At 62.6% G+C, this 21,903-nt stretch carries 19 protein-coding genes; 8 read left to right on the top strand and 11 right to left on the bottom strand.

Annotated elements, in window-relative coordinates:
- The first annotated feature begins 13 nt into the window (after positions 1-13).
- The gene (gene nagA, locus G522_RS0115890) at positions 14-1,159 is read left to right on the top strand and encodes an N-acetylglucosamine-6-phosphate deacetylase (protein ID WP_026791898.1); all 1,146 of its coding nucleotides are present in this window, start codon (positions 14-16) and stop codon (positions 1,157-1,159) included.
- Positions 1,160-1,186: 27 nt separating this feature from the next.
- On the opposite strand, the gene coaA is transcribed toward nagA, so the two are convergent.
- From coaA to hisF, 3 genes are all read right to left on the bottom strand, one after another.
- On the bottom strand, positions 1,187-2,140 hold the full coding sequence (gene coaA, locus G522_RS0115885) for a type I pantothenate kinase (protein WP_026791897.1): 954 nt from the start codon (positions 2,138-2,140) through the stop codon (positions 1,187-1,189).
- 96 nt (positions 2,141-2,236) lie between these two features.
- Positions 2,237-2,566 carry a phosphoribosyl-ATP diphosphatase gene (locus G522_RS0115880; RefSeq protein WP_036839605.1) on the bottom strand — a complete coding sequence of 110 codons (330 nt, stop codon included), beginning with the start codon at positions 2,564-2,566 and terminating at the stop codon, positions 2,237-2,239.
- A gap of 5 nt (positions 2,567-2,571) precedes the next feature.
- A complete protein-coding gene (hisF, locus tag G522_RS0115875; RefSeq protein WP_026791895.1) occupies positions 2,572-3,348 on the bottom strand; it encodes an imidazole glycerol phosphate synthase subunit HisF in 777 nt (258 codons plus the stop codon).
- Positions 3,349-3,757: 409 nt separating this feature from the next.
- On the opposite strand from hisF, the gene G522_RS0115870 reads away from it, so the two are divergent.
- Positions 3,758-5,233: a methyl-accepting chemotaxis protein gene (locus G522_RS0115870; RefSeq protein ID WP_026791894.1), complete on the top strand. Its 1,476-nt coding sequence runs from the start codon at positions 3,758-3,760 to the stop codon at positions 5,231-5,233.
- A gap of 60 nt (positions 5,234-5,293) precedes the next feature.
- Here the strand turns inward: G522_RS0115870 and G522_RS0115865 are convergent, their stop codons facing one another.
- Positions 5,294-6,166 carry an SDR family oxidoreductase gene (locus G522_RS0115865; RefSeq protein ID WP_026791893.1) on the bottom strand — a complete coding sequence of 291 codons (873 nt, stop codon included), beginning with the start codon at positions 6,164-6,166 and terminating at the stop codon, positions 5,294-5,296.
- Between the two features lie 146 nt (positions 6,167-6,312).
- Between G522_RS0115865 and hslV the strand changes: the two genes are divergently transcribed.
- The 3 genes from hslV (at position 6,313) to G522_RS0115850 (ending at position 9,689) form a co-directional block, all read left to right on the top strand.
- Positions 6,313-6,870, top strand: coding sequence for an ATP-dependent protease subunit HslV (hslV, locus tag G522_RS0115860; protein WP_026791892.1), 558 nt, complete (start codon positions 6,313-6,315; stop codon positions 6,868-6,870).
- A 66-nt stretch (positions 6,871-6,936) separates the two neighbouring features.
- Positions 6,937-8,235, top strand: a complete 1,299-nt coding sequence (gene hslU, locus G522_RS0115855; protein WP_026791891.1) for an ATP-dependent protease ATPase subunit HslU — start codon at positions 6,937-6,939, stop codon at positions 8,233-8,235.
- Between the two features lie 371 nt (positions 8,236-8,606).
- Positions 8,607-9,689, top strand: a complete 1,083-nt coding sequence (locus G522_RS0115850; protein WP_026791890.1) for a LacI family DNA-binding transcriptional regulator — start codon at positions 8,607-8,609, stop codon at positions 9,687-9,689.
- 60 nt (positions 9,690-9,749) lie between these two features.
- Here the strand turns inward: G522_RS0115850 and G522_RS0115845 are convergent, their stop codons facing one another.
- Positions 9,750-10,799 carry an aldo/keto reductase gene (locus G522_RS0115845; RefSeq protein WP_026791889.1) on the bottom strand — a complete coding sequence of 350 codons (1,050 nt, stop codon included), beginning with the start codon at positions 10,797-10,799 and terminating at the stop codon, positions 9,750-9,752.
- 149 nt (positions 10,800-10,948) lie between these two features.
- Here G522_RS0115845 and G522_RS0115840 point away from each other — a divergent pair, with 149 nt between their 5' ends.
- Both G522_RS0115840 and gmk read left to right on the top strand, forming a co-directional pair.
- Positions 10,949-11,833 (top strand): YicC/YloC family endoribonuclease, encoded by an 885-nt coding sequence (locus tag G522_RS0115840; RefSeq protein ID WP_026791888.1) that lies wholly within the window; start codon positions 10,949-10,951, stop codon positions 11,831-11,833.
- A gap of 5 nt (positions 11,834-11,838) precedes the next feature.
- Positions 11,839-12,489: a guanylate kinase gene (gmk, locus tag G522_RS0115835; RefSeq protein ID WP_026791887.1), complete on the top strand. Its 651-nt coding sequence runs from the start codon at positions 11,839-11,841 to the stop codon at positions 12,487-12,489.
- A gap of 102 nt (positions 12,490-12,591) precedes the next feature.
- On the opposite strand, the gene rsmA is transcribed toward gmk, so the two are convergent.
- The 6 genes from rsmA to G522_RS0115805 all read right to left on the bottom strand — a co-directional run bounded on the left by rsmA (position 12,592) and on the right by G522_RS0115805 (position 20,169).
- Positions 12,592-13,434, bottom strand: coding sequence for a 16S rRNA (adenine(1518)-N(6)/adenine(1519)-N(6))-dimethyltransferase RsmA (rsmA, locus tag G522_RS0115830; protein ID WP_026791886.1), 843 nt, complete (start codon positions 13,432-13,434; stop codon positions 12,592-12,594).
- Positions 13,431-14,459 (bottom strand): 4-hydroxythreonine-4-phosphate dehydrogenase PdxA, encoded by a 1,029-nt coding sequence (gene pdxA / locus G522_RS0115825; RefSeq protein WP_026791885.1) that lies wholly within the window; start codon positions 14,457-14,459, stop codon positions 13,431-13,433. The genes rsmA and pdxA overlap by 4 nt, the downstream gene beginning before the upstream one ends.
- 11 nt (positions 14,460-14,470) lie before the next feature.
- Positions 14,471-15,439 (bottom strand): peptidylprolyl isomerase, encoded by a 969-nt coding sequence (locus G522_RS0115820; RefSeq protein ID WP_026791884.1) that lies wholly within the window; start codon positions 15,437-15,439, stop codon positions 14,471-14,473.
- Positions 15,440-15,542: 103 nt separating this feature from the next.
- A complete protein-coding gene (locus tag G522_RS0115815) occupies positions 15,543-17,924 on the bottom strand; it encodes an LPS-assembly protein LptD (protein ID WP_156886953.1) in 2,382 nt (793 codons plus the stop codon).
- Positions 17,925-17,926: 2 nt separating this feature from the next.
- Positions 17,927-19,021, bottom strand: a complete 1,095-nt coding sequence (lptG, locus tag G522_RS0115810; protein ID WP_026791882.1) for an LPS export ABC transporter permease LptG — start codon at positions 19,019-19,021, stop codon at positions 17,927-17,929.
- Positions 19,018-20,169, bottom strand: a complete 1,152-nt coding sequence (locus G522_RS0115805) for an LptF/LptG family permease (protein WP_026791881.1) — start codon at positions 20,167-20,169, stop codon at positions 19,018-19,020. The genes lptG and G522_RS0115805 overlap by 4 nt, the downstream gene beginning before the upstream one ends.
- Positions 20,170-20,408: 239 nt before the next feature.
- On the opposite strand from G522_RS0115805, the gene G522_RS0115800 reads away from it, so the two are divergent.
- The gene (locus G522_RS0115800) at positions 20,409-21,902 is read left to right on the top strand and encodes a leucyl aminopeptidase (protein WP_026791880.1); all 1,494 of its coding nucleotides are present in this window, start codon (positions 20,409-20,411) and stop codon (positions 21,900-21,902) included.
- Position 21,903: the final 1 nt, after the last annotated feature.

Genomic DNA, 21,903 nt, shown 5'->3' with positions numbered 1-21,903 from the left:
AGGAGACGTTCCAATGTCCGCCCTTCTCATTCGCGGTGCTCGCCTGTTCGACGGCGATACTTGGCGCGACGACGCAGTCATTGCCGTGGCCGACGGTCGCTTTGTTCCCGCCAGCAATGCGCCGGCCGGCGCCGAGGTGATCGACGCCCGCGGCCTTCTCGTGGTGCCCGGTTTCATCGATCTGCAGGTCAACGGCGGCGGCGGTATCAATTTCAACGATGCGCCCTCGCTCAAGACGATCGAGCGGATCTGCACGGCCCACGCCCGTTTCGGTACGACGGCGCTGTTGCCCACCTTGATCACCGACCGCCGCGAGGCACGCACCGAGGCCATTGCCGCCGGCAAGGCGGCGCGGGCGGCCGGTGTGCCAGGCTTTCTCGGTCTGCATCTCGAGGGGCCGCATCTCTCCGCCACCAAGCGAGGCGTCCATGCGGCGGCCTATGTGCGCCCCATGGACGACACGGATATCAGGGAACTCATGGGTGCGCTCGCCGGTGCCGGCCCGACGATGCTGACGGTTGCTCCTGAATCGACGCCGGTCGACGCTGTGCGGCGTCTTGTCGCTGCCGGCGGTGTCATCAGTCTTGGCCATACCGACTGCGATTATGACACGGCATTGGCCTACATCGCCGCCGGCGCCACCACGGCGACCCATCTCTTCAACGCCATGAGCCCGCTCGGCCATCGCACGCCGGGCATGGTCGGCGCGATCCTCGAAAGCGGCATCTCTGCCGGCCTCATTGCCGATGGCATTCACGTGCATCCGGCGGCGGCCCGGATAGCCCTCAGGGCGAAGCGCGGACCTGGACGGATATTCCTGGTCACCGACGCCATGCTGACCATCGGCACCGATCTGGCCGATTTCGAGCTCAACGGCCGAACCATTTTCCGCCGCGACGGCCGCCTGGCGCTCGCCGACGGCACGCTGGCCGGTGCCGACATCGATATGCTCTCCTCGGTGCGCTATGCCGCCGAGCATTTCGACATCGGTCTCGACGAGGCGATCCGCATGGCCACTCTCTATCCGGCCGAAGCCATGCGTGTCGGACATCGCAAGGGCAGGGTCGCTCCCGGCTTCGACGCCGATTTCCTGCTGATGACCCCGACTTTCGATCTCCAATCGACGTGGATCGGTGGTCAGAAGGCGCATTCGGCATGAGAGACCGTCTTTTGCGCAGACGACGCCTCAGAGCTTCCTGAGCATGACCTGCTCAATGGCGTGGTTGGTGCTCTTGCGCAGCACCAGATCGGCCCTGAGGCGGGTCGGTTGAATGTTCTCGCGGAGATTGGCGAGGTTGATGCGCGTCCAGAGACCGATGGCGGTCTCCAACGCTTCCTCTTCGGAAATCTCGGCGTAGCGGCGGAAGTAGGATTGGGGATCGCGGAAGGCGGTTTGCCTCAAACGCATGAACCGCTCGACATACCACCGCTGCAGGTCGGCTTCGTCGGCATCGATGAAGATCGAAAAGTCGAAGAAGTCGGAGACGAAGGGAATGGCGCGTCCGTCGCGCGGCAGCTTGCCAGTCTGCAGAACGTTGAGCCCCTCAAGAATCAGGATGTCCGGCTGGTCCACGACAATCCGTTCGTCCGGGACGATGTCGTAGACGAGGTGGGAATAGACCGGTGCCCAGACATTGGGCTTGCCAGCCTTGATATCGGTGAGAAACGAAAGCAGTGCCGCCCGGTCGTAGCTTTCCGGGAAGCCCTTCTTTTCCATCAGGCCTTCCTCACGCAGCACCGCGTTGGGAAACAGGAAACCGTCGGTGGTGACGAGATCGACCTTCGGCGACGACGGCCAGCGGGCCAGCATGGCTCTCAGAATACGGGCGGTCGTCGACTTGCCGACGGCGACAGAGCCGGCAATGCCGATGATGAACGGCTTTTTGGCGTCGGAGCGACCGAGGAAGCGGCGCGTCGACGAATGCAGCGACTGGGCCGATTCGACATAGAGCGACAATAGCCGCGCCAGCGGCAGGAAGATGTCGGATACCTCGTCGAGCTGCACCGGGTCGTTGAGGGAGCGCAGCCGAATGACATCGTCGAGCGTCAATGTCAGAGGCATGCCGGCCCGGAGGACGGCCCAATCGGCGCGGGTATAGACTTCGTAAGGCGACAACGCTTTCCGCACGAATTGTTCCATTCGTCACCATCTCCGGATCGTTGCTTGGCGATCCGCTGATTTCAGATGCATGCGGCAAATGGCCGTCGGCCGAAGCCGACGCACCAAGGCTCTGGGTCAGTCGCCCGAGCGACTGGCCTTTTCCTGCAAGCCGGACTGGGCGGTGCGGCGCTTCAGTTCGGTGAGAACCTCTTCGAGGGGGATCCCCTTGAGCGCGAGCACGACGAGAAGATGATAGAGGAGGTCGGCGCTCTCGTAAGTCACGGCGTCGGTGTCACTGCCAAGCGCCGCGATCACCGTCTCCACCGCCTCCTCGCCAAGTTTTTGAGCTGCTTTGGGGAGGCCCTTTTCAGCAAGCTTGCGCGTGTAGGACGTGACATCGCCATTCTTGAGGCGGTCGGCGACGATCGCTTCGAGATCGGAGAGCGTGAAAGTGCTGTCAGCCATGCCGTTCATCCCTGGAGGCGGACCGGAACGCCGGCCGCAGCGAGATGCGCCTTGGCCTCGCCGATTGTAAAAGTGCCGAAGTGGAAGATCGAGGCGGCCAGCACGGCGCCGGCATGTCCGTCGCGAATGCCTTCGACGAGATGGTCGAGCGTGCCGACCCCACCCGAGGCGATCACCGGCACAGACACCGAGTCGGCGATGGTGCGGGTCAACTCGAGATCGAAGCCGATCTTGGTGCCGTCACGGTCCATCGAGGTCAACAGAAGCTCCCCGGCGCCGAGCGACACTACTTCCTGAGCATATTCGACGGCATCGATGCCGGTCGCCTGCCGGCCGCCATGGGTGAACACCTCCCAGCGCGGCTTGCCGTTATCGGAGGAGACGCGTTTGGCATCGATGGCCACGACGATGCACTGGTCGCCGAACTTCTCGGAGGCGCGGCGCACCAGATCGCGATCACGAACCGCCGCCGACATGATCGACGCCTTGTCGGCGCCGGCGAGTAGCAGCTCGCGGATGTCCTCGACCGATCGAACACCGCCACCCACCGTGACCGGCATGAAGCAGCGCTCGGCTGTCCGGCGGACCACGTCGAGGATGGTGCCCCGATTCTCATGGCTGGCGGTGATGTCGAGGAAGCAGAGTTCGTCGGCGCCGGCCGCGTCATAGGCGGCGGCGGCCTCGACCGGATCACCGGCGTCGATGAGGTCGACGAAGTTGACCCCTTTGACCACCCGGCCGTCCTTGACGTCGAGGCAGGGGATGACGCGTGCTTTCAGCATTGGGGTCACCGCGATTGAAAAGGCGCCCATTTCTTATACGGCTCGATGGATCGGCGCCAGTCCTATGGCGCCGGACAGGTTTGCGATGACCGAAGACAGGTAACGCTTTGCAGGCGGGTTGGTCGGGTGGTCACGAAGTATTTCTACTAATGGTGAGCGTTACGAATTCTCCGAGAGTGGTTTTAGCCACGCAGCGGAAAGCAGATGGTCCGATCTACCCGTGCTTAAGGTGGCGTAAACGCTCCGTAAATAAATAATCAGTTAAGTGATTGTGACAGGCAATGTAGCCTCGGCCGCGCGTGATATTTTCCGGTTGGCTCTCATTATATGCGATCTGCATATTTCTCGGCCAGATCCCGGACCATTGCTTGACGCTGCTGGTCGATGGGCAGGGTAGGAGCTGAGATTGATGTGGCCTTTTTCAAGTCACGAGGCGGCGGTGCTTGCGGCTCTCGACCGTTCTCTGGCGGTCATCGAATTTGATCCGACGGGCCGAATCCTCACTGCCAACGCCAATTTCTTGAAGGTCATGGGCTATGAGCTCGCCGACATCGTCGGCAAGCATCATTCGATTTTCGTTGATCCAACGGAAGTGAAAGGTCCGGATTACACTGCCTTTTGGCGCGATCTGCAGGCCGGCAAGTTCGTGTCGGCCGAGTTTCGACGCATCGGCAAGGGAGGGCGCTCGGTCTGGATCCAAGGCACTTACAACCCACTGCTGGACAAGTCCGGCAAGGTCTATCGCGTCATGAAGTTTGCCTCCGACGTGACCGAACGCAAGCTGGAAGATGCCAGGATTCAGGGCGAAATCAACGCCATCAACCGCGCCCAGGCTGTCATCTCCTTCAACCCGGATGGCACCATCATTGATGCCAACGAGAATTTCCAAAAGGCGCTCGGCTACCGTCTTCAGGAGATCGTCGGCAAACATCACACGATGTTCGTCACACCTGAGGAACGCAACAGCCCCGCCTACAAGAAGTTCTGGGAAGACCTCAGGGCCGGCGAGTTCAAGTCGGACGAATTCCACCGCGTCGGCAAGGGTGGACGGGATATTTTCCTACAGGCGACCTACAATCCGATCTTCGATCTCAGCGGCCATCTTGTTCGCGTCACCAAGTTTGCGACCGACATCACCGCCGTCATGGAGCGGCGACGCAAGCGTCAGGCCGCCCAGGCGGAAATCAATCGCGAACTGGGCGAAGTCGCCGACATGATCGCCCGATCGAACACCGAGGCCACAGGCGCCAACTCGACCGCCGGCATCACCGCCTCCAACGTTCAGGCGGTGGCCGCCGGAGCGGAGGAGCTTGTCTCTTCTGTCGCGGAGATCAGCCGTCAGGTGAGCGTCGCCCTGTCGGTGTCTCAGGAGGCCGTCACCCAGGCCGATACGGCGACCAAGGTCGTCTCAGGTCTGGCGACGGCGGCGCAGAAGATCGATCAGGTGGTCGAGCTGATCAACACCATCGCCGGCCAGACCAACCTTCTGGCCCTCAACGCCACCATCGAGGCGGCACGCGCTGGCGAAATGGGCAAGGGCTTCGCCGTGGTCGCATCCGAGGTGAAGCAGCTCGCCGCTCAAACCTCCCGCGCCACTGACGAAATCGCCAGTGAAATCGCGGCGGTACAGACCATTTCTTCCAAGGCGGTTCAATCCATCGACGGCATCACGGCCATCATCGGCCGCATCAATGAGATATCGTCGTCGATCGCCACCGCGGTGGAGGAGCAGGCGGCCGTGACGCAGAACATGTCCGGCAGCATGCATACCGCCGCGAGCGGCGTCGAGGAGATTGCCAAGGCACTGGATGGTATCAGCCGGTCGACGCAATCGATCGATGAAGCCGCCAACAAGCTGCAGAAGGCGGCGGCAACGCTCGCCTGATCAAATAGTTTCGCCATCATTCCAACCGCCCCGTTGTTCATCGATGGGGCGGTTTGTCGTTCAGCGCCAGCTTCCCTCCGCCCACATGCGGGCGAAGGCGGCGCGATAGTTCGGATAGGCGTAGGTAAGTCCGAGAGTGGATTTGCTCAGGCTGTTGGCGACCCGCTTGTTCTCGCCATAGAAGCTGCGGGCCATCGGTGACAGCTCGGCCGTCTCGAAATCCTGTTCAGGTGGCGGCGCCACGCCCATCAGATCGGCCGCATAGGCGACAACGTCCTGCGGTGGCGCCGGCTCGTCATCGGTTATGTTGAAGGGGCCGCTGGCCCCTGTCGCGAAGGCGCGATCCACGGCTGCCGCGATGTCCTGGACATGAATGCGGTTGAAGACCTGACCCGGCTTGATGAGCCGACGTGCGCTGCCGTCCGTCAGGTTGACGAAGGCGTTGCGGCCCGGTCCGTAGATGCCGGACAGGCGCAGCACCGCCACCGGCACGCCGACTTGTTCGCCAAAGGCCAGCCACTGGTTTTCCGCCTTCACGCGAGCGAGCGATCGGGCACTCCTGGGGCGACATTCGGAGGTCTCGTCCACCCAGGCGCCGTCATGGTCGCCATAGACGCCGACCGTCGAGAGATAAGCGATGGAGACAAGCGATTTCTCGTCGGCGAGGGCTTCGGCGAGCACCGGCAACACACGATCACCGCCATCTGGTCCCTCGGAGGGCGCGATAGACACGACGATATGGCTGATACCCGACAGCGCGGGCCTCAAGGCTTCGGCCGCTTCGCGCGATCCGTCGAACAGGTGCATGTCGGCCAGCGAGGCGAGGGCGGCGGCCTTTGCTGTCGAGCGCGTCGTGCCGACGGCATCCTTGGGGGCGAGGCGGCGCAGAGCTGCCGTGGCACTATAGCCGAGGCCGAAGGCCATGAGCTTCATCGATGGGTCTCCTGACGGTTTCGGAACCGTGATGCGGGCTTTGCCAGAGGCAAGTTGCATAGAGGCATTTCTGTCCTACATAAAGGCGTCATTCAGGGACGGCTTCCGCGCCACGGGCGGACGGCCGTTGCCGCAAGGAGCATCTCATGATGGAACATACGAACCCGTCCACCTGGTACGGCACCACCATCGTATCGGTCCGCAAGGACGGCAAGGTGGTGATCGCAGGCGACGGGCAGGTCACCCTTGGCGCGACGGTGATCAAGCACACGGCGCGCAAGGTGCGGCCGCTTGGCCGCGGTGACGTCATCGCCGGTTTCGCCGGCGCCACCGCCGACGCCTTCACGCTGTTCGAGCGGCTGGAAGCCAAGCTGGAGCAGTATCCGGGCCAGCTGATGCGCGCCTGCGTCGAGCTTGCCAAGGATTGGCGGACCGACCGCTATCTTCGCAAGCTTGAGGCGATGATGATCGTCGCCGACGCCAGCGTGACGTTGGTGCTGACCGGCACCGGAGACGTTCTCGAACCCGAGGGCGGCATCGCCGGTATCGGCTCTGGCGGCACTTACGCGCTCGCCGCCGCCCGCGCGCTTGCCGACAGCAGCAATGACGCCGAGGCGATCGCCCGCAAGGCCATGAAGATCGCCGCCGACATCTGCATCTACACCAACGAGAATGTCATCGTCGAAAGCCTGCCCAAGGCCTGAGTTCCATCCGTCCGGGTTGCTGGCCCTCGTGCGCCACTCCGGACCGCTCCACCTAAGGATAAAGACATGCCCGATTTCTCGCCCCGCGAAATCGTCTCCGAACTCGACCGTCACATCGTCGGTCAGAAGGACGCCAAGCGCGCCGTCGCCATTGCGCTGCGCAACCGCTGGCGCCGCCTGCAGCTCGACTCCTCGCTGCGCGAAGAGGTGCTGCCCAAGAACATCCTGATGATCGGCCCCACCGGCGTCGGCAAGACGGAGATCTCCCGTCGTCTCGCCCGTCTGGTCAACGCGCCCTTCGTCAAGGTCGAAGCCACCAAATTCACCGAGATCGGCTATGTCGGCCGCGATGTCGAGCAGATCGTCCGCGACCTTCTTGAGGTCGGCATCTCGCTTGTTCGGACGCAGCGGCGCAAGGACGTCGAGGCCAAGGCACATCTTGCCGCCGAGGAGCGGGTGCTCGACGCGCTGGTCGGCACGTCGGCGAGCCCCTCGACCCGAGACACCTTCCGCAAGAAGCTTCGGGCCGGCGAACTCGACGACAAGGAGATCGAGATCGAACTGACGGCCACGGGCCCTGGTCCCGGCGGCATGGAAATCCCAGGCATGCCGGGCGGGCAGGTCATCAACCTTTCCGAGATGATGCAGAAGATGATGGGCGGCGTGAAGAAGACCCGCCGCGTCAACGTCAAGGACAGCCACGATTTGCTCACCGCCGAGGAGGCCGACAAGCTGATCGATCAGGACAAGATCGTCGCCGAGGCGATCGACGCGGTCGAGAACAACGGCATCGTCTTCCTCGACGAGATCGACAAGATCTGCGCCAAGGACGGTCGCGACGGATCGGTGTCGCGTGAGGGCGTGCAGCGTGACCTGCTGCCGCTTATCGAAGGCACGACGGTATCCACCAAGCACGGCTCGGTGAAGACCGACCATATCCTGTTCATCGCCTCCGGTGCCTTCCACGTCGCCAAGCCATCGGACCTGCTGCCCGAGCTTCAAGGCCGTCTGCCGATCCGCGTCGAGTTGAAGCCACTCGACAAGGACGACTTCCGCCGCATCCTGACCGAGCCGCAGGCGAGCCTCATCAAGCAATATGTGGCGCTGATGCAGACCGAAGGGGTGACACTGTCCTTCACCGACGATGCCATCGACGCCATTGCCGAGATCGCCGTCCACGTCAACGCCACCGTCGAAAACATTGGTGCTCGACGTTTGCAGACGGTGCTGGAGCGCATTCTCGACGATATCTCCTTCTCGGCCCCTGACCGCGCCGGCGAGACGATCACCGTCGATGGAGCCGCGGTGAGAGCGGCGCTCGGCGACCTCGCCCACAATACCGACCTCAGCCGGTTCATTCTCTAAGTGCTTCCTCCGGAGAACGCCTTCTCCGGAGGAAACGTCCTTCGTCAGTCGCGACGAACGGCTAGGCTTGCGGGTGCCGACCCTGAGTTCGGGAACGGCATGCTTCTCAAGTCTTAACCGATCGAGATGATTGCGAAACGCAAGTTTCTTGTTGTTCTCAAGGGTTTTGCGTATATCGTTTCAACGAGATCGGTCGCATCAATTGAGCTGATCAGTCTGACGTTCGCCGGGGGGCATGGGCGGCAGACTTCCGGGTGGCGCCTGCCGGTTTGACCGGCGGGCGTTGCGCGGGTTTAGGTCGCGATCTCGGGAAGAGAGACGCCGTTGTCCCTCGTCAGTACAGCCGGAGTTCCGGTGCATCGGACGGACAGATGGGTGAAAGTTCAACTTCGCAAAACAAAACCGTGAAGCTTGCCGATGTGGCGCGGGCCGCCGGCGTCAGCCAGGGAACGGTTTCCAACGTCTTCAACCGGCCGAGTCTTGTTTCAGAACAACTCCGCGAGCGGGTCGAGGAAGCGGCGCGATCACTTGGTTACCGAGGTCCCGATCCGCGTGGCCGGCTGCTGCGGGCAGGGCGCGTCAACGCTATCGGTGTTGTGGCCATCGGGCCGCTCAATTGCTTCTTCGACGATCAATATACCCGCCTGTTCCTGTCCGGCGTTGCCCGGGCCTGCGAAGCGCGCGGCGCCGGCATCTCCCTGGTGTCGGCGACCGATGACGAGATCGCCGCCTGGAACATCCGCACGGCACTGGTCGACGGCTTCATCCTGCATTGCCTCAACGAGGGCAACACGCTGGTCGAACTGGCGAAGAAGCGCGGCCTTCCTTTCGTGGCGGTGGATTTCCCGGTCGGCCCCGGCCTCGACGTCGTCAAGATCGACGACTATCGCGGCGCCCGCGAGGCGGCGCAGCATCTTGTCGACCTCGGTCACAGGCATTTCGCCGTTTTCACCTTCGAAACCGAGAAAGAGGTGCGCGTCGGCTTCGTCGATGACCTCCGGGCCGAACGGTCGACCTTCGAAGTGGTTCGGCGCCGCCTGTCCGGCTACCGCGACGTCTTCCACGCTGCCGGCCTGCCACCACAACCGGTCTTCGAAACCGGCTCCGAGTACGACGGCGTGTGTACCGGCGTCGATGCCGTTCTTGCCGCCCATCCGGAAACCACCGCCTTCGTTTGCACCTCGGACCGCGTGGCGCTTCACGTCATAACCTATCTGCAGTCGCTCGGCCGCAAGGTGCCCGACGACTTCTCGGTGATCGGTTTTGACGGCATCGAAGAGGCTTCAAGCTTCGTTCCGCCGCTCACCACGATCCGCCAGCCGGCCATCGGCAAGGGGGAGGCTGCTGTGGAGATGATTCTCGGTGATAAGGCCGATGGTATCGGCGACCGGGTCATTGAACTGCCAGTCGAGCTGGTTATCGCTGGCTCGACGGCACAGCCTCGCAAGCGATAAGTCTCCCATCAAAATCAGGCCGCCGGCGATGCCTCTTCGCCGGCGGCTCTGTTTATTGGGCTAAGGCGCCAATCCGAACAGGCTGAGATCGGCTGGCCCCAGCCGATCTCTGGCAGTCTGTATCTGATGCCAATAGGGGTAGAGGATCGGCAGCGCGCTGACGTCGTCGAGCCGCTTTCGTTCATCGCCTGAAAGCTGGAGATCGGCAGCCTTGAGGTTGTCGGCAAATTGCGCTTCGGTGCGACCGCCGATCACCACCGAGGTGACGCCCGGCCGACCGAGCAGCCAGGCGAGCGCGACCTGGGCCGCGCTGGCGCCGCGCGCGTTGCCGATCTCCACCAGCGTGTCGACGATAGCCCAGAGACGGTTTTCGTCGCGGATCGGCGGCTCTGTCCAGCCGGCCAGCTGGCGCGTCCCCTCGGGAGCGGCGTTGCGGCGATGTTTGCCCGACAGAAGGCCACCGGCAAGCGGGCTCCAGACCAGAATGCCGAGGCCCTGGTCGAGTGAGATCGGCACCAGTTCGTATTCGGCCTCGCGAGCCTCCAGCGTGTAGTGGATCTGTTGCGAGACGAAGCGCTGGCGATGCTCGGCTGTGGCGGCTCCGAGCGCCTTCATGATGTGCCAGCCGGAGAAGTTGGAGCAGCCGATGTAGCGAACCTTGCCGGCCCGCACCAGACTGTCGAGCGCCTCCATGAACTCCTCGACCGGCGTCAGTCCGTCCCACTGGTGCACCTGGTAGAGATCGATGGTTTCGGTCTTCAGACGGCGCAGGCTGGCTTCGCAGCCAGCGATGATATGGTGACGGCTGAGGCCGCGGTCGTTCGGCCCGGCGCCCATGGGAAAGCGGACCTTGGTGGCAAGAAGCACGCCCTTGCCCTTCCGCGTCTGCATGAGATCGCCGACGATCTCTTCGGAAAGGCCTTCAGAATAGACATCGGCGGTGTCGATCAGGTTGACGCCGGCATCAAGGCAGAGATCGACGAGACGCGCCGCCTCGGTCAGGCCCACGGCACCCACCTTGGCGAAAGCACCCTTGCCACCAAAGGTCATGGTGCCCATGGTGAGCGTCGAAACCTTGAGGCCAGAACGTCCGAGCAGACGGTATTCCATTGGCTTTCTCCCTTTGTCGTTGGGGCGAGTCTATGTCACGCCCAAAGGGCTGTGAAGCCGAAGCCAAACGGCCATTGTCCGCATACTCATTTTTTGCTTGGCGCTTCGCCCCGCTGGTGTAAAAGCCGGCTTGCACTGGAGGTGAGACCATGCCGCTCAAGAGTATGACTGGATTTGCCCGCTTTGACGGCTCGGCGGCTGGCAATCGCTTTGCCTGGGAGCTGCGCTCCGTCAACGGGCGCGGGCTGGACCTGCGCTTGCGCCTGCCACCTGGTTTTGATGCCGTGGAAATCGCCGTGCGCCGCAAGGCGTCCGAGGCGCTGTCGCGCGGCAACGTGACAATCAACCTGACGGTGACCCGCGAAACCTCGGCGCAGACCTTCCGCATCGATGAAAGCCTGCTGTCAGCTCTCATCGATACGGCTCGCCGTTATGCGGGCACGCCCGGTATCCGCGAGGCATCGCTCGACGGCTTGCTCGCGGTGCGAGGCGTCGTCGAAGTCGTCGAGGCGGCGCCGGACGAAGAGAGCGCCAAGGCCTTCGAAGCCGAACTGATCACCGCTTTCGACAAGGTGCTGGCCGACTTTCAGGCGTCGCGCGCCGGTGAAGGCGTGGCGCTCTCCCGCATCCTCGGAGATCAGGTCAGCGAAGTCGCTCGCCTGGTTGCCGAAGCCGAGGCGCTGCCGGCCCGCACCCCCGAAGCGATCCGTGACCGGCTTGAGGAGCAGCTCGCCGTGCTGCTGGCCCGCGAAGATATCGATCCGCAGCGCCTGCACGTCGAGGCCGCGCTCATCGCCACCCGCGCCGACGTGCGCGAAGAAATCGATCGCCTCAAGGCGCATATCGCCCAGGCCCGCGAGCTCATGGCCAGCGAGGCCGCTGTCGGTCGCCGGCTGGACTTCCTGGCGCAGGAGTTCAACCGGGAATCCAATACCCTCTGTTCCAAGTCCAACGACACGGCCTTGACACGGATTGGCCTCGCTCTCAAGGCGGTGGTCGATCAGTTCAAGGAGCAGGTCCAGAACGTCGAGTGAATCTCATGGTCGCCGCAGATCAAAGGCATATCCGCTTTCCCCGCCGTGGACTGATGTTCGTCATTTCGTCGCCGTCCGGTGCCGGCAAGGGTACGCTGTCGCGCAATATTCTCGACACCGACCGCGACATGACGCTGTCCATCTCGGTGACGACGCGCGATCGCCGCCCGAGCGAGATCAACGGCGTGCATTACCATTTCATTTCACAGCAGCGCTTCATCTCGATGCGCGATGGCGGCGAGCTTCTGGAATGGGCGGAAGTGCACGGCAACTACTACGGAACGCCGCAAGCGCCGGTCGAGGAAGCACTGGCCTCCGGCCGTGACGTACTGTTCGATATCGACTGGCAAGGCGCGGCGCAGCTGCGCGACAAGATGTCGGCCGATGTCGTGTCGGTGTTCATTCTGCCGCCGTCGATGGCCGAGCTGCGCTCGCGCCTCACGCGCCGGGCCGAAGACGCCCCGGAAGTGATCGAGAAGCGGCTGGTCAACGCCCGGCGCGAAATCGCCGAATGGTCGAACTTCGATTATGTCGTCGTCAACGACGACCTCGATGCCGCCTTCGCCGATCTCACCGCCATTCTGCGCGCCGAACGCAGCCGACGGTCGCGGGCAGCCGAGGGAATCGAAGGGTTCGTCGCAACGCTGCTGACGTGAAGCAATTTCAGCAAAAGTGGAAACCGGTTTTGCGTCCGAAATTGCGTCTTAACAATGGGATAGAGCGGTTTCGGTGAATCTGTTCGCCGGAAACGGTCTAGGTCAGCGCATCGCCTTCCAGGCGTTGGCAATGTCGACAAAGCCCTTCACCGGGATCGTCTCGGCGCGGGCCGTCGGTTCGACGCCGGCAGCGGCGCACAGGGCGGCCGGATCAACGCCCAGCGCCTTCAGGCTTTGCCGCAGCATCTTGCGGCGTTGGCCGAAGGCGGCGGCGGTGACGGCTTCGAGATCCGCCTGATCGCAGGGCAGGGGCTCGGGGCGCGGCGCGAAATGCACGACCGTCGATGTCACCTTGGGCGGTGGCACGAAGGCCTTGGGTGAGATGTCGAACATCTCGGTGGCATAGCTCCGCCAGCCACAAAGGACGCCGAGGCGACCATAGGCATCGTCGCCAGCCGCGGCTGTGATGCGATCGGCGACTTCCTTCTGAAACATCAGCACCATGGCCGTCCAGCGCGGCGGCCAGCTTGCCGGCGAGAGCCAGCCGGTGAGAAGTGGCGTCGCGATATTGTAGGGCAGGTTGGCCATGATGACCGGCGGTTCATCGCCGAGGGCGGCGCTATCCACTTCGAGCGCGTCGCCTTCGATGATATGCAACCGGCCGGGATAGTAACTGCCGATTTCCTCGAGCGCCGCAATGGCTCGACGGTCCCGTTCGATGACGTGGACCTTGGCCGCACCGGCGGCAAGAATGGCGCGCGTCAGCCCGCCGGGGCCCGGGCCAACCTCCACTACGGTCCGGCCGGCAAGGTTACCGGCGGCGCGGGCGATGCGGGCTGTGAGGTTGAGGTCGAGAAGGAAGTTCTGCCCCAGGCTTTTCAGGGCCGATAGGCCATGCCGTTCAATGACATCGCGCAGAGGCGGCAGATCGTCGATCTGGCTCATGTCCGTGTGCCACCCGAAGCCATGCGCCCCGACATTTTGAGGGCGGCGACCAGGCTGGATGGATCGGCGACGCCCTTGGCGGCGATATCCAGCGCAGTGCCGTGATCGGGCGATGTCCGGACGAATGGCAAGCCGAGCGTCACGTTGACCGTTTCATCGAAGGCGATGGTCTTGACCGGGATCAGCGCCTGATCGTGGTACATGGCCAGCACGACGTCGTAGGTTTTGCGAGCGGCGGCGTGGAAAAGCGTATCGGACGGCAACGGTCCCCGCGCATCGATTCCCTCCGCCCGGAGCTGCGCGACGGCCGGTGCGACGATTTTCATATCCTCGCGCCCCATGGCTCCCTCTTCGCCGGCATGTGGGTTGAGGCCGGCGACGGCAAGACGCGGTCGGGCAAGGCCGAACTTCGCCTTCATTTCTCGGTCGACGATGCGAGCGGTTGCCAGGATCATGTCGCCGGTCAGCACGTCGGGTACGTTCCGCAACGCAATGTGCACGGTGACGGGTACGGTGGCCAGTTCCGGCCCGGCCAGCATCATCACCGGCTCGTGCGGCGCATCGGGCCAGAGCCGGCGAGCAAGCTCGCCCAAAAACTCTGTGTGGCCGGGAAATTTGAATCCGGCCGCATAGAGATTGGATTTCTGGATGGGTGCTGTGACGATGCCGCTCGCCTGCCCGTCGCGGATGTGACGGACTGCCGTCTCAATGGCGGCGATGGTGGCCGCCGCCGTTGCTTCCGACAGTTCTCCGGGACGATCTTCCACTGGGCGCCCGAGATCGAATACGGGCAATGCGTCCGAAAAGGTCGCCGCCGCCGAGTCGGGGGTGACTACGGCGACAGGTACCTTGAGACCGAGGCGAGCAAGGCGGCTTTCAACGAAGGCGGGACACGCAACCACATAGAAGGGCGGCAGCGCTTTTTCTCGCCTCATAAGCCAAGCCTTGGCAATGATTTCCGCGCCGATACCGGCGGGCTCGCCAACCGATACTGCGAGAGGGGCTGCCGGCTTGACGGCTGACATGTCCGGCATGATCAGCGATAGATGATGTTGGCTTTTTGCTTCAGTTCCTGGGTGAGCTTTTTCGAAGTCTCTTCGCCACGCTTGTCGAGCGCTTCGGCATCAAGGCCAGCCGCAACAGCGGCCTCGCCGGTGACTTCGATCTTGCTGCACACCGCATACATCTCAAAACCGAGATCGGAGCGCTGCGGGGCCGTGAGGTGACCCTCCGGCGTCTTCTCCAGCTCGTCCTTCAGGCCCGGCGGCACTTCGCTCGCCAGTTTGCGGCCGATGTTGATGACCGCCACTTCCCGGAGGCCCTTGGCCATGGCCAGACCTTCGTTACAAGTGCGGAACTTGCCCCGCATCGCCTCGGCTTCGGCCTTGCGGCGGTTGACGTCGGCCGGTGAGGCGCTCCGCTGGACGGCGAACACCACGCGCTGGAGCATGTAGTCGCTAGCCGTGACGCTATTGGCGTTCTTTTCACGGTTGCGCATCTGTTGAATGAGATCGGCCGACTCGGTCTTGATGTCCTGCTGGATCTTAGCGCGAATGATGCGCCCCCAGACCATCTGGGCGCGAATGCGATCCTTGAAGGTCTTGATCGGCACGCCCCCGTGGGCGAGCGCCTGCTCGAACTGCGGCACAGTCAATTTGGACCGGGAGGCAATGGTAGTCAGCGCGGCAACCACGGCATCCTCGGTGACCACGACGCCGCGCCGCGCTCCTTCTTGAAGCCGCAACTGCTCGTCGACCAGTTCGTCCACAGCAGCCTTGGCCGCGGCGCCGGGGGCAAGGTGCATGGCGAGCTGCAGCAAGCGCGCACGCGACTGGACATCCATCGTCGTGATGGCCTGATCGTTGACCACGACCTTAATGTTGTTTTCCGCCTGAGCGGGGGTGATGAGAACAGGACCGGTCAGCGACAGCGAGGCCACCGCGGCAATGGTCGCAGCCAAGAGCGCGCCCCGCATATTCCTCGCGACCGTCACGATATGTTGCATCTTTACCCCTCTCCGCCCGTTCTGTCCGAATCCCTGAGGCAATTAACGATGAAATTTGTCAAGTCGATGGTCCGGAATGCCGAACCTACGACGATCAGAAACCTTACTTGCCCAGGCCGAAGGAGGTGCCAACCTCGCCGAGCGTCTTGAAGCCCGCCCGAACATAGAAGGTCTGGTTATCGGGGGTCGTCGTCAGATCCTTCGAATAGGAGAAGGACAGCGAGAACTCTTCCGTATCATAGGCAAGCCCCAGCGCATGCCGAACGAACTGATCATTGATGAGATCGTAGCGACTCGAGGCGAAGGCGCGCCAATTTTCGGTCAGCCTGAGGCTTGTGGCAGCCTGGAGTTCGGAGCGGTCCTCGTCAATGCCGAGAGCGGGCTGCGAGCGAATGTAGGCATATGTCAGCGCCGCCGTCAGGGGGCCGCCGATACCGAGAATCTGACCGTCAAAGCGATTGACCGCAAAATCCTCGTGATCGAGGCGCACCCCGGTACTGGCAAGGAACCCGGTCTTGGTACTGAGGCTGAGGCCTGCCACATAGTCCGAGACGTCGGACTCCAGACCCGAATAAAGGCCGGTGTCATATCGGGTTGCTTCGGCAAAGGAATTGACGCCAGCGAGCTGGAACGACTGGCCGAAGGTGCCGCTCACACCGAACCCATGGCTGAAGGAGCCGGAATAACGAAGGCCGACATTGGCGCGCGTTCCACCCTCGACACGATCGTAGCCCGAGAATTTGTCATAATCGAACAAGCTGTTGGCGTCGAATACGAGGCTCTGAGAGTCCTCGTTCGAAATGTGGGTCGCCTCCATCTCGTCGGGACGAACGATCAACTGCGCGATCGGCTCGATGATCTGGTTTCCAACCGATGAGGTGATCGCCACCGGATAGCTGTATTCGAGGCCGGCCGCCGGCATGGCCCGCCCGATAAGCCCGCTCGATGTATCCGGAAGAACCGAACTGTTGTGCGGGTCTGAGAAAATGGCGTCGCCGCGGAAATAGAGGAATGGCGTCAACACACCACCGGTCTGGTCGACCATTCGGCGGCGCCACATAGCGTCTATACTGAGGCGGTCAAAGGTGCCGGCCGCGGCCCGAACGCGGGTTTTCTCGCCCGGATCGAAGACGCCGTTGCCGTTGCTATCGATCTGGTAGATGTCGTCCTTGGTCCGGGTGAGACTGGTGAAATTGGTGGCCAGCGATGCTTCACCGCCGAACACCGGATCCTTGGCATAAACCTTGGAGTCGATCGCCGGGTAAACGTAAGGCTGCTTCTCCTGCAGATCATGATCCTGCGCCAGCGTCGACGTCTGAGAATCTTCCTGCTGCACAAAGAAGCCGTAGGCCTCCAAGTCGAAACGGTTACGATCGCGAGCGCCTCTCAGATAGATCTCATTGACCGCCGCGTCCGAGTTGCCGGACTTGAGGTCGTAGTTCTTCATGAAAGTCTTGTCGCTCGCCACAGCGAAATTCCAGCCCCACGACCAATTTTCGTTGATCGTGAAGTTGCCCGAGGATTCCACGGAGCCGCGCCAAAGCTCATTGCCGGACGAATACTTCCCAAAAGCCTCAGGATCATTCTGATGGATGCCGGAGAGCGTAATCGAGTACTGACCACCTTCCAGCTTCTGGCGCCATTCGCCGGAGAACAGCAGGCCTTGGCGCGTATAAACCGAGGGCGTCAGCGTCAAGCCGTAGCTCGGATCGAGCGAGATGTAATAGGGGACCCTGACCGAATAGCCGAGCATTCTGCTGCTCTTGGCGCTCGGCATCAACAGGCCGGTCTTGTTCTTGACCGACGGGTCCGGCTGGGACAGCACCGGCACCCAGGCGAGCGGCACACCCAGAAACTCGAACGTGGCATTTTCGAAGACGATCGTCTGATCTTTCTGCTTGTGCAGAATGCGATTCGCCTTGATCTGCCAAATTGGCTTTTTGCCCTTCACGCCATTGCAGTCGACGCAGGGAAGATAGGTGCCGTCATTGAGAACCGTCAGATCGCCGTTGCTTCGCTCGGCATGGCGGGCCGTGAACGCAACCCGATCGGACGTGACCAGTTCGAGGCCTTCCATGACGCCGTTGGCGAGATCGTTATCGAGGTCGACCTTGTCGCTGTGAACAACGTTGCCGTCAGGATCGGTGATTTCGACGTGTCCGACCGCCGTCACGCGATTGGTCTTGCGGTTGACGATCACTTCGTCAGCCACCACCACGTGGTTGAGATAATAGATGACGACGCGCCCGGTCGCGGTGACCGAATCAGCATCCATGTCGTAGGCGACCGTGTCCGCCTCGATCATCAGCTTCTCGTCGGGGCTCGGCGGCTTGGCCGAGCTGATCATGCCGGTCAGCGACGTGTCTTTGACGAACTGGGCAAGGGCGCCAGACGGCAGGAAGATGAGAATCGTAGCCGCCACGCCGCACAGAAGGCGCGCGGCGGTTCTCGGCTCCGATGCCTGCGATACGATAGATCTACGCACGCTCACCCATCCTCGCGGAACAACAGAACCGTGGAACCCAACAGGATCGCCACGATCGAGGGCGCCCACGCGGCGAGGATTGGTGAAACCAGCCCCTCGCTGCCCAGCGAACGGGCAACCTCGATGACGACATAAAGCACGAAGCCAGCGACGACGCCACCGAGAATCATCTTCTCGCCACCGCCATATCGCGCAAATCCCAGAGACACTGTTGCAGCAATGAGAACCATCGAAGCGAGCAGCAGCGGACGGGCCAGGAGCGATTGATACTGAAGGCTGAATCTGTTTGCCGGCAGCGACGAGGCGCGCGCCTGAGCGATCGCGTCAGGCAACTGCCAGAAGGAGATGCTATCGGGCGAACCGAGGCCGCCGGCGACCTGCTCGGCTGTCAGCGCCGTCGGGACAAAAAAGCTGTCGCGATGCTCGGGGACGCCGCTGCTTTGGGTCACTGTTGCGTCGGAGAGGCGCCATTGTCCGGGTTCCAGTCGACCGATCTCGGCCTCCACGCGTTCGGCCAGCATGCCGTCGGCGCCAAACACCCAAAACACTGGCTGAAGAATGGTGTTGCCTCCATCCGTGACGCCTTCGGTATGCAGCACCGCGTTGCCATCGCCGGTGCGCTGCCGTGTCCAACTCGGCGTCGCTGATCCCGACAGCAGAGCGGTCATAACGCTGGCGCGAGAGCCCACCATAATGTCGCTCGATATATTGCGGGCCCAGGTCGCCAGCGGATTGTAAATCGTCGAGGTAGCAATGCCGAGCACCAGCGCGAAGACGAGGGCGGGCAGGGTAAATTGCCAGACGGAGAGACCGGCCGCCCGCACGATCATCAGCTCGGATCCGCGTGACAGCGTCACAAAAGCGGCGATCGAACCAAGCAGCACGGCGAAAGGCAACACCTGCTCCATCAGAGCCGGCACACGCAAGGCCGACGCGGCGATGACCAACGCCACCGAAATATCGTCGCGCCCTCCCGATGAGCGTAATAACTCGATCGAATCGATGAGGAAGACCAGCATGAAGATGCCGACGAACATTCCCAGGATCCACACCGCAAAACGGAGTGTGAAATAGGTGGCAAGCGACCGGCCAATCATCGGGCTGCCTCCTGCCGACCCATGATCGCTCGCCGCAGGCGGTCGATCAGATTGTCCACGAAACCGGTAGAGACCGTCGGATGGATCCCGACGATGATCATAATGGCGAAGACAATCGTCAGGAGCGTCGGCGCGGCAACCGCCATGAAGGATATTTCGGGCGCTCCCTTTGATATCCCCATGACAACAAAGCCAAGCACGCGAACGATCGAGCCGACGATGATTGCCATTGTCACCGGCAGAGTCTGACCACGGCGGTTGGTCGTCGGAAAGCCGAGGAACAGAAAAACGGCAAGCGTCTGGGCCAGCGGATAGATGGGCTCGGCAAGACGGTTCATGATTTCCGGGGCGATTTCAGGAGTGTCCTCAGTCTTGCGCAGGCCCAAGAGTTCGCCGATCGTCCGCTCCGAGAGACCGTAATTCGCGGCGCCCGGCTTTCCCGCCAACTGGCTGAGATCGAAGGCATATGAGCCGAACGTGACGAACGTGTTGGCCCCGGTTGCCTTCGCTTTTCTTTCGATGGTTCCCTGTTCCATGACGATCATCGAACGCCCCGTCACCTCGGCAACGCGGCCGCGTTTGGCCGAGTAGGTATAGGAATATTCCGGGTTTCGTTCGTCCAGAATGAACAGATCAAGCAGAGACCCGTCGCCGTCGCGATTGCGGATATGGAAAGTCAGGCCCGTATCAACCTGAGTGAACCGACCTGGCTGGATGACGTTGGCGACCACATCGGCTCTCACTGTCTGCATCATGTCCATGACGGAGCGCGATGCAATCGGGTTGAACCAGAAGGCCAGTGCGGTGACGAAAGCCGATACGACTAACGCCGAGGTGATGAAGGGCAGGGCAAGGCGACGCTGTGAAACGCCGGCAGCCGTGATGGCCACGATGCCGCTTTCCGCCTGGAGGCGCTGCAAGACCAGGACTAAAGCCACCACCAGCGCGAACGGCGCCACCACGCCGAGAACGCGCGGCATCGACAGCAGGGTGAGGCCGAGATAGACCGCGATCGCCTGCCCCTTGGCCGTCACCAGGTCGAAGCGGCGGAGTGCCTGCGTCACCCAGGCGATACCGGCGAGCGTCAGCATTACGCCGATGAAGGCGTAGAGCGTTCGCAAAAAGAGATAGCTACCGAAACGCCGCATTGTGAACCTGTGTCGAACCCGCCGAGGGTCGGAAAGGGGAGGCTAGCAGACCTATAGTGAATCCTTCCTTCCCGAAAAGGGTAAATTTTCGGGCTCTTCCAGAAGCCGGCCAACATCCGCCGGCGGCGGCCATGCTGGAATGCAACTCCAGCCTTGCTCTCTCCCTCGTCAAGCGCCACATTCGGCCGGCAGATCCGGACAGCGCCCGCTTAGGGGTGCCCGGCAATCAGGAAGAAATCATGGCGGCTGCTCCAACTCTTTCTTTTTCCAAGACGCTCGAGGCCGATGCCCCGGTGCTGGTGGTACTCGTCGACCCGGACAACAAGGCCGGCGTCATGGGGAGCACGGTGCTCGATCAGTTGACCGGCGGTCTCGACCGCGCTGTGGCGGCCACTGGCTTTTCAGGGAAGGCCGGTTCTTTCCTCGATGTTCTTGCCCCAGCCGGACTAACGGTTGGCCGGCTGATTCTGGTTGGCACCGGCGCGGCCGTTGAGTTTGACGACAAGGCGGCGCTGAAGCTCGGTGGCCAGGTCTATGGCAAGCTCAAAGAGATCAAGGCCAAGGCGGCCACTGTGATTCTCGAGATGGCCGCCGGGACATTCACGCCCGAACTGGGCGCCGAGTTCCTGCTGGGCCTGCGCCTGCGCGCCTATGAGTTCGACAAATACAAGACCGTAAAGAAGGACGATGCTCCGGGGCCTGTGGCCGTCACGATCGTGGCCGAGCACGCCGGCAAGCTCAAGAAGGCATGGGCCGAGACCGAAGCGGTGGCCGAGGGTGTGGTGATTGCCCGCGACCTCGTTCACGAAGCCCCCAATGCGCTCGGTCCGCAGGAATTCGCCGCCGAGGCCGAGAAACTGAAGAAGCTCGGCGTTGACGTGGAAGTGCTCGGCGAGAAGGATCTCCGGAAGATCGGCATGGGCGCGCTGCTCGCCGTAGCCCAGGGATCCGTCCGTCCGCCGCGCGTCGTCGTCATGAAGTGGAACGGCGGCAAGAGTGACGAGCGTCCTGCCGTATTCATCGGCAAAGGCCTCGTCTTTGATTCGGGTGGCATTTCCATCAAACCGGCCGCCGGCATGGAAGATATGAAGGCCGACATGGGCGGCGCCGCCGCCGTCACCGGCCTGTTCCGGGCTTTGGCCGGCCGCAAGGCCAAGGTCAACGCCATCGGTATCCTCGGCATCGTCGAGAACATGCCCGACGGCGGCTCCTACCGTCCCGGCGACATCCTGACCTCGCTGTCGGGTCAGACCATCGAGGTGGTCAACACCGATGCCGAGGGACGCCTCGTCCTTGCCGACGTGCTGACCTATGCCGCCGATCGCTTCAAGCCGGCCTTCATGATCAATCTCGCCACGCTGACCGGCGCCATCGTGGTGGCGCTCGGTGCCCAGATCGCCGGCTTGTTCTCCAATGATGACCAACTGGCCGGGGATCTCGTCAAAGCCGGTGAGGACACCGGTGAACGCCTGTGGCGCATGCCGATGGGGCCTGAATACGATAAGTTGATCGACAGCCGCTTCGCCGACATGAAGAACTCCGGCGGCCGCAACGCTGGTTCGATCACCGCGGCGCAGTTCCTGAAGCGCTTTGTCGGTGAGACGCCCTGGGCTCATCTCGATATCGCCGGCACCGCCATGTCGAGCCCTGAGACCGACATCAACAAGGCCTGGGCCTCGGGCTTTGGCGTGCGCCTGCTGGACCGCCTGGTGCGCAACCGCTTCGAAAGCTGAT

It is taken from the genome of Pleomorphomonas oryzae DSM 16300, from assembly GCF_000422965.1.
Taxonomy (GTDB): Bacteria; Pseudomonadota; Alphaproteobacteria; order Rhizobiales; family Pleomorphomonadaceae; genus Pleomorphomonas; species Pleomorphomonas oryzae.
This window is presented reverse-complemented; position numbering and strand designations above follow the sequence as displayed.